The sequence below is a fragment of the Pseudomonas hygromyciniae genome (assembly GCF_016925675.1).
GTDB classification, from domain to species: domain Bacteria; phylum Pseudomonadota; class Gammaproteobacteria; order Pseudomonadales; family Pseudomonadaceae; genus Aquipseudomonas; species Aquipseudomonas hygromyciniae.
The window spans coordinates 2641749-2655610 of the sequence record NZ_CP070506.1 but is presented as its reverse complement, the minus strand read 5'-3'; the positions used below and the strand labels follow the sequence as shown (position 1 = coordinate 2655610).

The 13862-nt window shown below is 59.6% G+C and carries 8 protein-coding genes; 2 read left to right on the top strand and 6 right to left on the bottom strand.

The genetic code is table 11. From position 1 onward, the window contains the following. Positions 1 to 143: 143 nt before the first annotated feature. The 3 genes from JTY93_RS11690 to eutH form a co-directional block, all read right to left on the bottom strand. Complete coding sequence (locus JTY93_RS11690; protein WP_205476445.1) at positions 144 to 995, bottom strand: urea carboxylase-associated family protein; 852 nt, start codon at positions 993 to 995, stop codon at positions 144 to 146. A 164-nt stretch (positions 996 to 1159) separates the two neighbouring features. After that, positions 1160 to 1516, bottom strand: a complete 357-nt coding sequence (locus tag JTY93_RS11685) for a DUF1937 family protein (RefSeq protein ID WP_169999434.1) — start codon at positions 1514 to 1516, stop codon at positions 1160 to 1162. Between the two features lie 56 nt (positions 1517 to 1572). Further along, positions 1573 to 2817: an ethanolamine utilization protein EutH gene (eutH, locus tag JTY93_RS11680; RefSeq protein WP_205476444.1), complete on the bottom strand. Its 1245-nt coding sequence runs from the start codon at positions 2815 to 2817 to the stop codon at positions 1573 to 1575. A gap of 386 nt (positions 2818 to 3203) precedes the next feature. On the opposite strand from eutH, the gene JTY93_RS11675 reads away from it, so the two are divergent. Continuing rightward, positions 3204 to 3983, top strand: a complete 780-nt coding sequence (locus JTY93_RS11675; protein ID WP_169999432.1) for a DeoR/GlpR family DNA-binding transcription regulator — start codon at positions 3204 to 3206, stop codon at positions 3981 to 3983. A gap of 4 nt (positions 3984 to 3987) precedes the next feature. Here JTY93_RS11675 and JTY93_RS11670 read toward each other — a convergent pair whose 3' ends face one another. The 3 genes from JTY93_RS11670 to JTY93_RS11660 are packed head-to-tail and all read right to left on the bottom strand — an operon-like array spanning position 3988 to position 8063. Continuing rightward, complete coding sequence (locus JTY93_RS11670; protein WP_104912215.1) at positions 3988 to 5403, bottom strand: FGGY family carbohydrate kinase; 1416 nt, start codon at positions 5401 to 5403, stop codon at positions 3988 to 3990. 25 nt (positions 5404 to 5428) lie between these two features. Beyond that, on the bottom strand, positions 5429 to 6667 hold the full coding sequence (locus tag JTY93_RS11665) for an NAD(P)/FAD-dependent oxidoreductase (protein WP_240344241.1): 1239 nt from the start codon (positions 6665 to 6667) through the stop codon (positions 5429 to 5431). Beyond that, on the bottom strand, positions 6654 to 8063 hold the full coding sequence (locus JTY93_RS11660) for an NAD(P)/FAD-dependent oxidoreductase (protein WP_205476443.1): 1410 nt from the start codon (positions 8061 to 8063) through the stop codon (positions 6654 to 6656). The genes JTY93_RS11665 and JTY93_RS11660 overlap by 14 nt, the downstream gene beginning before the upstream one ends. Before the next feature lie 783 nt (positions 8064 to 8846). Here JTY93_RS11660 and JTY93_RS11655 point away from each other — a divergent pair. Further along, positions 8847 to 13850: a glycosyltransferase gene (locus JTY93_RS11655; RefSeq protein ID WP_205476442.1), complete on the top strand. Its 5004-nt coding sequence runs from the start codon at positions 8847 to 8849 to the stop codon at positions 13848 to 13850. The last annotated feature ends 12 nt before the right edge of the window (positions 13851 to 13862 follow it).

The window sequence follows — 13862 nt, the reverse complement described above, 5'->3', positions numbered from 1 at the left end:
ACTGCTTTAGATTTTCTAAACCCACCCTGTGGGAGCGGGCTTGCTCGCAAAAGCGGTGAATCAGTCGCTGGATGTGTTGAATGACACACCGCATTCGCGAGCAAGCCCGCACACATAAAGCGATACCGCGTTCCTTCACACCATTATTTTTCCCACGCGGCCTTGGGAATCAACAAGCCGTGGTTGCCGTTGTAAGCGGCGCGCGCGGGCGATTGCCAGCCCTGCAGCAACGCCTCGTCGAGCCGGTAGACTTCCACCCCCAGCGGGCGGCACACCGTCAGCGGATCCTGGGCATCCGGGCCCCACATCGGCAGCGACAGATCGCCGCCCGGGCAGGTGGACAGCGCACACAGCAAGTCGATTTCGGCAAAGAACTCCAGGTAATCGCCTTGCTTGGCCGGGCATGCCTTCATGAAATACATGTCGTCGTGATTCAAACCGGTGCACTGGAAGATATTCAACACATCGTGCACATCAAACTCGGTCAGGCCATGGGGCAACACGGCGCGGGTCAGGTTGGAGTGGCAATGATGGTGGAAGTCCTCACCGGTGAGCATCTTGTTCACGTAGGGATCGCAGCGCGTGCCCAGCAGATCGTGCAAACGCCCGCCGTGCTCGTCGATGCCGTAACCGGCCAGGCTGTCGTCGGTGATAGTGACCATCGGCCGCAAGAACGGCAGGTTCGACCACAGGCGGTCATAGGTGCTGACATGGGCGCCTTGTAACTGGCGGGTGCGGGCGGCCCACATGCGCTCGCGCGGATCGTTGGCATTCCACACGTTGAAGTCGCCGACCTGCGGGCCGACCGGGGTGGTCACGCGAAACACATGGCCGGCCGGTACTTTCCAGGCGCGACCGGTTCGGATCGGTACTTCGAACTGCTCGACCAAGGTGCGCCCTGCCCCGCCCTCGCGCACACGATCATAAAACGCCTGGTCGACCTGCAAGGCTGCACCTTTGCTGACTTGATAGGCGGCGGGATAGTCCTTGTACATAGCGCGGTCCTCGTTGGCAGGGTTTGGCAAAACCATACTTGAAGAGCACACACAAACCAATGTGGGAGCGGGCTTGCTCGCGAAAGCGGTCGATCAGCCAATACATTTATCGACTGATACACCACTTTCGCGAGCAAGCCCGCTCCCACAAGGGTCGTGCGTTGTCAGATGAACTCGTTAGAAACTTCCGACCACAGGCTGACCTTCTGCCCACGATTCTTGAAGAACTCGATCTCGCGCTTGATCCCCGAGCTCAAGTCCCAGCCCGGCAAATCAAGGATGATCAGTTCTTCCATCATGTCCATGAACAGCGCATCCACCGGCGCCCACAGTTTGCCGATGGTGGCGCTGTCCTTACCTTCAAACGCCAGGTTGATCGGGTGCGACATCGACACCTGACTGAACACCCCATGGCCCGACTCGATGATGGTGGCCGCCACCTTGTTGCACTGGATAAAGCGCTCATGGGTGACCGATGCATCGGCATGGCTATAGGGGCAGGCCAGAAAGATCTTTCTCATTGTTACCTCAGGGCAAGGCAAGGGCTCGCACCCTTGCGGTGTTTAAACAGTTGGCGTTATGCCGGCTGGGCTGCTGGCAGACCCGCTGCGTCGGCCTCTTCGCGCTCGCGCTCCTGGGCTTCGTAACGCTGGGCAGCGGGCACGGAGATCTTGATCGCGATGGCTACCGCAAGCAGGCCGCCAAACAGCTTGGCCAGCAGGATCGGCATGATCAGCGTCGGCTGGAAGTTCGCGGTAAAGGCCAGGTGATCGCCAATGGTGGCCTGCGCACAGACGCCCAGGGCCACGCACAGGACCTTGTCCCGGGCATTCATCTTCTTGAACAGGTGATAAACCGCGATGATATTGGCAAACACCATGATGAACGCCGCCGCGCCATCGGCCGACAGCCCGATGTGCCTGCCCAGCACTTGCATGGGTTTCTTGCAGTAGCGATTGAACAGGTAGCAGATCGGGAAAGTACCGGCGAGCATGATGCCGATGTAGCCGGCAATCTCGATGGCCCGGAACAGTTCCTTCTCGTCGGCGAACATCGGGTCGAAGCCCCACACGCCGAAGTTTTTCATGAAGAAGCCGGTGAAATGCTCGACGATGGCCAGCGCCAGGACGATCTTGATAAACGCGTCCATCAACTTACCGAACACCAGAAACCCGGCCACCATCCACGACGCCCGATAGCGCAGGCCGGCAGCCAGCAGGAAGCAGAACACAAACAATGGCGCCAGCAAGCGCACGCAATCGACAAAGCCCAGGCTCAGGTAATGCAGGGCCGGTGAGGTGGTGGAGACGATGTCGCGCACCGGCAGGTTGAAGGCCGTGATCATCATCAGCGACGCAAGCACCGCAAACGGGATGCTGATCAGCCCGGCCATGGCCCCCAGGGCCAGGTACTTGTGGTCCTTGCGCTCGAGCATCATCAGGCCGACCGGAATCAGGTAGACGATGGTCGCACCGGAGGTGTAGCCGACGATCATGGCGGTGATCCACATGTCGCGGTTCGCCGCCAGGGCATCGGCAAGCTGGTAGCCACCCATGTCCACGGCAATGATCGACAGCGCTGCAATGGACACGTCGGAACCCATCGCACCAAAGTACGGCCCCAGTGCCACCTCGATGAACTTGGACAGGTACGGGATCGCCACCATGATGCCCGCCTGCGCCAGGAACACCGGGCCAATGGAGTGGATGCCGTTGACAAACTCCTTGCCCAGGCCACTGTCGGGCTTGATCACAGACGCAAAGGCGCCCACCACCGCGCCGATCATGATCAGATAAATAACGTAGTTGCCGAATTCCGCCATTGCTTTCGCTCCATCTGTACTGAATCAATTGTTTTTGTAGGAGTACGCCCCAGTTCGGTCGCTCCATTGGCCAAACGCGTTTTACAGCCCCATTTGTGGCGCTTTCACACCCTATAACTAACCACTTCCCATGCCAATCGTGTGTTTCTTGTGGTTTTGCGGGTTAAACACACTGGAATCGGTCAATTCTATTGCGTAATCTCTGGTCACACCTTTCAAGGCAGCGGACTCTATGGCCGTGAACGGCAAACGGCAATACCAAGTTCACACCACTCGCGCCGGCGCTCAGGCGCCCCACCGCGTGCTGCTGCGGCATCATTTGAGTGCCTCGGTAACAGCGCTGCGCTCCTGTGGCGCACTCACGTAGCATCAAGAGGAGATTGCCCATGCGCCCCAATGAAAGACGCCAACATATCCTTGAACTGCTACGCCAGCGTGAACGCATCTCGGTCGACGAGTTGGCGCGCACCCTCGCCACTTCGCAAGAGACCATTCGCCGCGACCTCACGGCCCTGGCCGACGCAGGCCAAGTCACCAAGTTCCATGGCGGTGCCTCGCTCCCCCCCAGCGGCGAACATGAGAACGCCTTCCAGACCCGGATGAACGAATTCTCCCAGGAGAAACGTGCGGTGGCGCGGTTTGCCGCAGGGCTCTATGCGCCGGGCGACAGCCTGCTGATCGATACCGGCACCACCACCCTGTTCTTTGCCCGTGAACTGGCAAAGCTCAACCGCATCACGGTCATTACCAATTCGTTGTTGATCGCCGCCGCCATTGGCGCCAGCGGTAATCGCGTATTCGTGATCGGCGGCGAATACCGCCCCGAATCGGAACAGAATATCGGCGCCCTGGCCATGGAGCAGATCGCGCGCTTCAACGCCGAGCATGCGGTGGTCACCATTGGCGCCTTGAACACCGACGGCGCCTTTGACTTCTCCATCGAAGAAGCGGAAATCACCCGCGCCATGATCGCCCGCACGCGCTACCTCACGGTGATTGCCGATTCCTCGAAGATGGGCAAGCGCGCGCTGTTCCAGGTATTCCCCCTGGAACGCATCGACCGCCTGATCATCGACCGCAAACCCTTGGGTGAACTGGCCAAGGCCCTGGCCGAGGCCCAGGTGGAAGTCCTGGAGGCCCCTGCCCTGACCCGGCCGGAGTGGTAAGCCGTCAGCGCCAGTCGCGGCAACGGGTCACCGCATCGCTGAACGTGGCACGCCACTGCTGGGCTTGCGCGGCACTGACTTTCGGGTGAAAGCTGGTGCTGGTGTTACGCGGCGGCTTGAGGGCCACGCCCAGGCCTTTGGCTGCCAGCGCAGCGCAGCCGAACGCCGTCAGCTCATCGAAACGCTGGGTGACGATGCAGCGCTGCAAGGCATCGGCGAGGAACTGCGCAAAATATGGGCTGCGCGCCAGGCCGCCATCAATGGACAGGTGATCGGTGACACTGAGAAAACCGTCCATGGCCGTGATCACTTCAACACTGCGCAACGCCACGCCTTCCAGCACGGCCTGGCACATATCCTGGCGCGTGGTGCTGCCATTCATGCCGACCCACAGGGCTGCCGCGCTGCGGTCCCAGTGGGGGCAAGCGAGCCCGGACAACGCCGGCACAAACGCCAGTTGGCGGCCAATGGCCGGTGGTTCGTCAAATGCCGCCAGTTCCGAAAAGTCGCTGAACAAGCCAAGCCGTCCTGCCCACTCCACGGCGGCGCTGGCATCGTAGACGCCACCGTCCATGGCATACGTGGGCTTGCCGTCGATCTGCCAGGCAATGGTGGCCAACAGGCCCTTGTCTGGCGCCCGGATGATCTGCTCGCCGGTCAAGGTCAGGGCGAACGCCCCCGTACCGTAGGTGATCTTGGCGTCGCCCTCATTGCGGCAACCATGGCCATACAGTGAGGCTTGCTGGTCGACAATCGAGGCGGTGACCGGCGTAGCGCCGATCTCGCCAAAGTGCCCGACGGTATCGCGGATCTGCGGCAGCGTTTCCATGGGCACGCCAAACAGCTCGCAGAGCTGGCTGTCCCACTGCCCGGTCGAAAGGTTCATCAGCGAAGTGCGCGAGGCGGTCGTGACATCGGTGGCAAAGACCCCGGTCAGGCGGTCGAGAAAGTACGCATCGGTGGTGCCCAGGCGCAGCCGTCCGGCTTTCAAGGCGCTTTGCGCCGCCGGCAGGTTGCGCACGATCCAGGCCAGCTTGCTCGCCGAAAAATACGGATCCAACGGCAAACCCGCACGCTCCAGGGTCAGGGCTTCGCCCCCGTCGCCGCGCAACTGGGCGATCTCGGCCGAGGTGCGATTGTCCTGCCAGACGATCACCGGGGATAACGGCTCGCCGGTCTTGGCATCCCACGCCAGGCAACTTTCACCCTGGTTGGCAATACCGATGGCATCCACTTGGCCGGTGGCCTCCAGGCAACGCTGCAGGTTGTTGAGCAATTCCAATGGATCGTGCTCCACCCAACCAGGGTGGGGATGGTGTTGCTGATGGCGCAACGAGAGCTGGATATCAGCAGACCCATTGTCACTCACCACCAGTACACGGGTGCTGGTGGTGCCTTGATCGAGCGCGGCAATGCGCATGTTAAAGACTCCTCGGCAGGTCTTGTTATGGGCCGACAAAGTCGACTTCGAGTTGCTGTACGCCCTGGGGCAAGTTCAGGCCGGCGATGGGGATCAATATCCGCCGCTCTGGCAACCAACTGCCGGTGCGCGACCAGATTTGCGTACCATCGGCCCGTACCACCAGGCGCCCTTTTACCCCACAGCTGACCCGCAGTTGCAGGTGCTGCATGCCCGCCACAGCGGACGGGCTCAGGCGTTGTGGCACACAGAGTTTCACGTCGCCCTGGCAGGCGATCTCGATGCTCGGCGCGCCAGTCGGCAATTGCCCCTGCAGGTCGCGGGCGATCATCGTAGCGATCTTATGGCCTTCGCGAAACGACCAACCTGCCGTCTCGACGGGACGCAGCAGATTACCTGCGGCAAAGTAGGCCGGATCGCTGCAGCGCCCGTATTGATCGATGTGCGGGCCACCGCTTTTCGGGTCGAGCCGCAGCTCGCTCAAGCGTACCAGGCTGGATTCGGGGGTGAACTGGCCGGTGAGCAGCACGCCGTCACAATCAAAGGTGGTGGTCTGCCCGTTGGCCAGACGCACGGTCGCACCCTCCACCCGCCCAGTGCCGTGGATCTGCAGCAGTTGCGCGCCCAAATGCACCGGCACCCCGCACAACCGCGGGAACAGCGACAACGGCCAGCGCGCCGTGGCCCGCTGATTGGCCTCGATCATCGCCACCGGCTGAATCCCGGCACGTCGGCAACTCATGACCGCCGACAGGCTGACCAACTCGGTACCGACGATCAACGGGCGCTCAAAAGGCTTGAGGTGCTCCAGGTACAGATAGGACTGGAACGCGCCGGTATTGATGACCCCCAGCGGACGATCGCCGCCCAGCAGGCGCGCCGAACGCGGCGTTTCCCGGGCCCCGGTGGCGATCAGCACCCGACGCGCCTGGATAACCCTGGCGCCATCCGGGCTTACCAGTTCCAGGCGCCCGCCCTGGCCCATCTGCGTCACCGAGTGCTTGACGCGGATCTGCACCCCCGCCTTCAACGCCTGCGCGACATTTTTGCGCGCATACACAGGCCCCGTGTAGAGCCTGCCGTATTCACGCAGGCCAAAAGGCGGATGCCCACAATGGCGCGGGATGCCGCCAGCCTCAGGCTCACGCTCAAGCACCACGACCTTGTCGACGCCCAGCTTGCGCAGGGTGATCGCCGCCGACAACCCCGACGGGCCGCCACCGATAATCGCGACATCAACGTTTTCGATTTCAATGGGCGGCATGACAAACACCTGTCGCAAGGGGAATGGCCAGATGGCCAGCGCTCAACTCAGCCACGCGTGCGCCACAATAAAAACCCTGGCAGCGCCCCATGCAGGCTCGCGTGCGGCGCTTCAAACCACCCAGGTCACCGGGCGGCAGCGCGCTGGCCAAGGCATTTTCGATTTCCCGCAGGGTCACCATTTCACAATGGCAGACGATTTCGCCGTAGCCCGGGCTCTGGTAATCGCGCGGCAAATGCTCGGCGAGGTTGGGCAGCTTGGGCCATTGCAGGATTTGCGCAGGCACCGCTGTGTGCTCGCGCTGATAAAGACTGAACACGTGCCGGGCAATGCCCAGCGCCGCCGTAAGGCCGGTGGAGCGGATGCCGCCGACGCTGATCCAGTTCTTACCTTCGACCCGCTGCACTCGGTACTCTTTCTTTTCCGTGGCCGGCCGCAGCGCGGCATACGTGGCGGTGACCGGCATGCCTTCGAGCGCAGGAATCCGCTCGACGGCGGCGTCCACCAGTTGGCGCAACACATCGCTGTCGAGGCCGGCGTGCACGCGGTCTTCCTGTTCCTCGGCGGTAGGCCCCACCAGCAGGTTGCCGTAGACCGTACGGGTCAACACGATGCCCTTGGTACGTTCATTGGGCACCGGCAAGATAATGTTGCCCAGATAGCGCGCGGCCGCCTTGTCGAACACCACGAACTGACCTTTGCGCGGGTGAATGGAGAAACTCGATGCGCCCAGCAACTGTTGCTCCAGCACATCGCCAAACAACCCGGCGCAGTTGATGATCGTGCGCCCCCGGATAAACCCGTTGGTGGTCTCCAGGGCCCAGAGTTCGCCGTTGAAGTAGCCGCCGTTGACCTCGGTATTGAAGCGCACCTGCGCCCCATGGATCATCGCCTGAAGCAGGTAACCCAGGGGCGCCGACCACGGATCGATAAGAAACTCACCAGGAACCTCGACCGCTCCCAGGGCGTTATGTGCCAGGTTCGGCTCCAGGGCGCGCACCCGCTCGCGGCCAATCAGACTCACATCGGCAATCCCATTGGCGTGTGCCTGCTCGACGATGCCTTGCAGCTTGCCCAGGTCTTCCTCGTTCCAGGCCACCACCATCGCACCGGTCTTGAGCAGCGGCAGTGACATCTTCTGGTGGATTTGCAGGTATTCCTGGTAGCCGTCCTTCATGCATTGCAGCTCCAGGCTGCCGGTCGGCGCATCGAAGCCGGTGTGCAAAATCGCGCTATTGCCTTTGCTCGCACCAGACAAAATGTCCGGGCTTTTTTCCAGCAACAGCACTCGCGCCCCCTCCAGGGTAAAGCGCCGGACCATCGCGCATCCCACAACGCCACCGCCCACAACGATGACGTCGTAGATACCACTCTGATTCGGGAAGGGTTTGGTCATTATCAAGCCTGTAGTGAAGTGAGCGCATGAGTTGCCTAGGGTGGGTGCAGGGCATATGCCACTGACCGAATCTTGGTTGGAATGACCGTTTGACCATGGCCGTTCACTCACTGCCCGGAAACCGTGTCGCAGAAGCAGCGCTTTCGACCCCGCAAAATCCCAATGTTTATTGCAGATACTGCCTTGAAAAAGACTGACCGGTTGGTTGCGCACAGAGCTGACTCCGTCAAAAAGGCGTTACTGCGGACTCGGTCAACAGCCGAAAACACGCTACATAGCTACACACCAAATTTTTATAGGGTTACTTTTCAACACACTTAGGGCATATCCCAGCCTGTTCCCCTACGGCCATACCGCGCTTAACCAACGTCACCAGTCATAAAACCAACCAAATTTGACCGATACCAAAAATTAACCACATACACCTCGCTTGTTGACGATGTGCAGCCTTCTTTCTTCGACTCCTTCTATAAAGACGTTGAAGGGACCGGTTCTGAGACCTCTTCCTTACAGCGCTTTGAAAAACAGTCTTTTGGCTAATAAGGGGAGCACCGACCTGTGGCGAGCGGGCTTGCCGGAACGCCGTATCGTCCGCGCTGGGCGGCGCAGCAGCCCAACGGGGGATCTACCGTTACCGTTTTTTGAGAGAAATCAGAGGAAATACATAGCAACAACCTATTGACAGAATGCGGGAATCAATTCGGACAGAACGCTACACACGGTTGATGCCACGGCAGCCGCTTCAACCCAGCACAACTCCCGAATCTTCAGGCCGCAGACCTTATGAACAACATTTCCAACCAGCTCAGCGCCACCCCTCAACCCTCCCCCATTGGCGACACTCAACAGGCACAATCACTTTCCCGACAAAAGCGTGAGTCGTCCGCCTCGCCAGATTGCGCCGCGAGCTCTCGCGCCGCAGGTGATCGCGCACTGGCAATGGAGTACCACTCGGCACTGCTCAAGCTTGCCAACCGAGAGCGAAATGTCACGATCAACACCGTTGCGCCTGACTCCACCTTCGGCCAGTGGTGGAGCCATTTACGAGACACCCTCAAATCACCCGAAGTCCGTCAGTGGATGGAAGAACAAGGCGTCAACCCGGGGTCGATCACCCTCAACCTGCAGACCGGTGACATTTCTTTCAAGCGCCAGCGCCATCTCGATCCGGAGCAAAAACAGCACACCGTTGGCCAAAGCGACAGGCACTGGGGCGCGATCAGCGGGCCTGTCCTGGAGGCCGCACGCGTCGTCTCAGCCGGCCACGCCGATACGGCATTCACGCCCCCGCAAAGTGACCTCGATGAGCCCGTTGCGCATTGGCGGGTCGGGCGCTTTTACCAGGAGCCGCAGAACCTCACGGGGCCGGCAATGCGTCAGCGCGCGGCACAAATCGACCGGGATCAAGGGTTTGGGAAACTGGATCCGGTGACCTCTGCCGATTTGATTAAATCCCGCAGCGAGGACTCGATCCAGGTCCAGAAAGCGTACTTGGGTGACGTGCATAACCGCAGCCTGGCCGCCGGCCAATTGCGTCAGTTGGCGACCTCGGTAAAAGAGGCCCCGCACGCTGTCGGGCCCATAAAGGATGAATTGCAGAAGATCACCCTCGAGCTGTCATACGACAGCAGCTATCAGCCAGCCAATACCGGCCCTGGGAACAGCATCAGCCTGCTGAAATTTCTGGAGGATCACGGCTGGGATATCCCCACCGACCACGAGCAACTGGAAAACCTCGTAACCGCGCTGTCTACCCCAACACCCAAGGCCGCCATCCATGGCAACCTGGGTGGCGCACTGGCGTGGCCTGCGCCCGTGGACCCGAGCAACCAGGCCCAACTGATGGCGGATATAGGCACCGGCAAATTCGGCGCTACGACGCTCACGCCCTTCAAGAGCGTGCTGGACTACCTGCTGAACAGCAGGCCCATTACCCCCGAGGCGCTGCGCAACCCTCGCGCGTTGATTGACAGCCTGGTCAATTCGCCCAGGGGCCAGGAACTGGGGAGTGCCATGGCGTCCCTATTCGAGGCGCGCAACGTCAAAGGCAGTGCCAACGACTGGTTGTTAGCCAGCTTGAATGTGGAAATCGACAACAGCGCTGGCGGCCCCGCAGACCGCCAGGGCCAGGTCGCAGGTTATCGACTGGTCTCGCCCGTCAATACGGGAAAGTCTGCCGCCACGATCACCCAGGAACTCGCCGCTCACCTGCTCGCCACAGGTAAAGCATCGAGCCCAGAGAAAGCCGCGCTCCAGGCGCATCTGCTGTTGGCCAATCAGGCGCCCGAGTTTCTCGTCAAGGACATTCCCAGCCAGGTGGTGGTCGGCACCCACAGCTGGGTCAGTTTCGTCACGGCCACCGCGCGCCTTGAAGCAAAGGCGCCAGGGGTCACGGCAACGATGAGCTACGTGCAGATCATGCTCGAAGCCGGAACCGCACCGATCACCGATCAAGAGCGCCAGGTTGAATATGCGGCGCAGAACGAAGCGATCATGCAATGGGGGGTGGCCAACGGCATGGCTTACCCGCAGACCAAGGCCGCAATCGACAGCGTGCGTGAGGCGTTCACAGCACAAATTCGTGAACTGCGGGAAGTGTCCGAATCGCCCCTCGGCGAGATGCCAACGACCAAGGCTTTTGCGCTGCAAGCGCTGAAAAAAGCGTTGCCGGACATGGACCCGAAACTGTTCGAAAAAAAGTGCATCGCGTCACAGCCCTCGAGCGTACATTTCCCGGGGCCTTACTCGATTCTGGACCTGTATATCGATGGACGCGCATTCCAAGGTGCGCCTGACTCGGCCGATGGCTGGGGAGAACGAGGCCGCGCCTTTGTGAAGGTCATCACGGCAGGGCAAGTCCATATTGAGCGTGATGGTCAACCAGCTACATGGGTGAGCTCCTCGGCAGCCATCAACATCAACGAAATCATCCCCACACTCAAAGACCTGCCACGGCCGCTGGAGCGCTTCAAAACCTCATTTAACGAGTACGCCGCTACGGTCAAAAAGGCGACGGGCGCGCAGCTCAAAATGCTGATTTCAAAACTGCCACTGGAAGACCGCGAAAATCTTGAGTTCGGCAAAATAACCATCCGCAAGGAAATACGCTACGACAGAGACGATCTTCCCATTCGTGTGGCACCGGGCGTGCTGCTGGTACAGACCGAACGCAACGGCAAAGTCATGACGTATGCAATCGATCGATTGCAAGGCACCGTGACTCGCAAACCGGACCAGCAATACAAGGAATACGAGCCCCGCAGCAGCTTTATGCATTCCTCGCCAGGGAAACGCTTCGATGTGATAAGACCGACTGGTCAGGCGGGCATCGAGGATGAAAACAAAGCGTCACAAGGCGCACCCAATAGCTTCGCCAGCCCCAGGACCCAATACATTGCAGATGCGCTGATCGCGGATATGGAGCTGCCTGCTGTCGAGCGATACGCACGGGGTGCCACAACCTTTCAGACGGAAGTACCGACCTACAAAGTACTGGAAGAAATTGCATTGAATCTGATCCCGTTCCGGTCAGCCATCAAGAACTTCATAGACGGAAAAATTGGCGAGGGAATTGTTGACCTGGCCTTTGATATCTTCGGTTTCGCCGTCGGCCTGGGGGCTGCGGCCAAGGGCGCAAAAGCCGTTGCCGTCGGGGCATCGACACTGTCAAAGGTCGGCAGGGTTGGCAAGATCGTCGGCCGGGCTGCGGTGGGTGCACTCAATCCATTGGGCGGCGTTGATGACTTGGCGCGGGGTGTCGTGCACCTGGGTCGTGCCGGGTATAAGGGCGTTAAATCCCTGCGCGGCTCTTACCGCAGCGTCAATCTGCTGGAGCTGGCAAAAAAACCGGACCTGGCCGAAGGCACCTACAAAGCGGCCAATAGCGCCCTTGAAAGTAAAACCCTGGCCAAGTTCGATGAGGCGACGCACCAGTGGTACGCCTTCGATCCCCGCACCCAGCGGGCCTATGGCAAAGCACTGGAACACTTTGCGGTTGACCCACCGAAGGTAAACGACCCCAACAGCTTGGCGGCCATTGCCAGCAATGATGGGATAAAAGCCGTGAGTCAGCAGCAAGGGCTGGCGGCAAGCGGCACGTTCAAGGTTGGACAAGAGACCGTTGAAGGCAACGTCGTGATGTTTCAAGGCAACTGGCATCAATACGACCCCCTCAAGAAACGCGCCTTCGGCCCTCCGCTCAAGGATTTCCAGCCTAAACAGGTGGCGGCCAATGGCGAGGTGAGGTCACTCAATTCCGACCTATTGGGCTATGAGGCAAAATACATCGCGCCCGATGAGCTCAAGCCCAAGGGTTTGCAAAGTAATGTCTATGTAGGCCGCAGCAACAAGGAGTATGTGAACGTTGATGGGGTGCTGTATGAATCGCGCGTGGCGGATGGCCAGCGCGTCATCCGCCACGCAGCAGGCGCAGGCCCGGATATACCGGTGAGGGAACTGGGCGTCGCCGGGTGGGAGCCCCTATCGAGGGGCAACCGTCTGCTTGGCGGTGCGGGAAGTGCACCAACGCCCTGGAGGCTCGCTGACAGTACTTATGTCGTGCCGATGGACGATATCACTGCGAACCAAAACTTGAACGCTCACTTTACCGTCAATTACAAGGGCGTGGATCATAGCGTTCGCTTCGACAGTTCAGCCGGCGCATGGAAAGCCACCAACGTCTCGACGGGTGTTGAGGGGACCAACCCTATGTATTTCTGGCGCAGCGGCAAAGGCAAATGGCAGCGGGGAACATTCAATGAGCTGAAAAAGGCCAAACAAATCGACGCCCATCGATTCCAGTTTGTCGATGTTGCCTCCTCCGCCACCATCGCCGTCCCCAAGGATGCAAGGCCTTTACCCAAAGCGCTGCACTATTTTTGGGCTGGTCAGGAAATCCCCCCTCACCTGGTCGACAAGATGGTTGAAAACGCGCGCAAAGCCTCAGGGTATAAATCCGTCGTTCACGTAGATGCCGACAACCCGGCCATTTTTCAAAAAATAAAGAGTGAACTGGAGAACAAAGCCCCCGGCATGACGGTGGCAAACCTCAATGACGACGAGATCTTCAAAGAGTTGAAAAACAGCGAGCTCTACAGCTTTTTCCGCCAGGGCCCAGGCAAAAACCTGGCGGCCGCATCGGATGTCGCCCGCTATCCAATCATGAACAAACACGGCGGGATTTATCTCGATACCGATGACCTCATTCAAGCCAATGTCGGCAATGCGACAGTCATGGCCGGCGCCAATGACTTCCTCCTCAATAAGCCTGTTGTTCATTACGTCAATGACTACAAAACGTTCTACAACACCAGCAACTTTGCAACGCAACCCGGCAATCCAGTAATAAGCGACATAATCACCGAAATGAAGCAACGGTTTAGCAAAAACAAGCCCTATTTCGCTGCCAATCGACCTATCGCCACCCGCCGACCTGATGGATCGATTATCTACACACCGGAATTCAAAGCGTATGAGCGTAAAATTTTTGAGACCGTGGGGCCCAACCTGTTTAACGACACCCTGAAAGCGAAAAGGCCTGATATGTATGATCTGGGCTTCGATGGAATGACCCGGCAAGCCAAAGCTGTCGAGGGAGAAAAAGAACTGGTCGCCATCGGACCGGTGGTCAATGTCCTGGACAACGCCCGCAACGCCTACGCAAGCAAGGGGATTGTGTCCCCCGACCTTCTGGGCCTACAACTCCTTAGAGCCAAGGAACACTATTTACCGCTTTTTCACACGTTCAACGTCAAGATTGGTGCTGAACACTCGTGGATCGGCGCCTAGGCGCGCCCGTTT

What these genes read in the sequence shown, in the direction of transcription:
- JTY93_RS11675 (WP_169999432.1), top strand. Translation starts at nt 3,204, where the DNA reads ATGCGCCCCAATGAAAGACGCCAACATATCCTTGAACTGCTACGCCAG.
- eutH (WP_205476444.1), bottom strand. Translation starts at nt 2,817, where the DNA reads ATGGCGGAATTCGGCAACTACGTTATTTATCTGATCATGATCGGCGCG.
- JTY93_RS11685 (WP_169999434.1), bottom strand. Translation starts at nt 1,516, where the DNA reads ATGAGAAAGATCTTTCTGGCCTGCCCCTATAGCCATGCCGATGCATCG.
- JTY93_RS11690 (WP_205476445.1), bottom strand. Translation starts at nt 995, where the DNA reads ATGTACAAGGACTATCCCGCCGCCTATCAAGTCAGCAAAGGTGCAGCC.
- JTY93_RS11670 (WP_104912215.1), bottom strand. Translation starts at nt 5,403, where the DNA reads ATGCGCATTGCCGCGCTCGATCAAGGCACCACCAGCACCCGTGTACTG.
- JTY93_RS11665 (WP_240344241.1), bottom strand. Translation starts at nt 6,667, where the DNA reads ATGCCGCCCATTGAAATCGAAAACGTTGATGTCGCGATTATCGGTGGC.
- JTY93_RS11660 (WP_205476443.1), bottom strand. Translation starts at nt 8,063, where the DNA reads ATGACCAAACCCTTCCCGAATCAGAGTGGTATCTACGACGTCATCGTT.
- JTY93_RS11655 (WP_205476442.1), top strand. Translation starts at nt 8,847, where the DNA reads ATGAACAACATTTCCAACCAGCTCAGCGCCACCCCTCAACCCTCCCCC.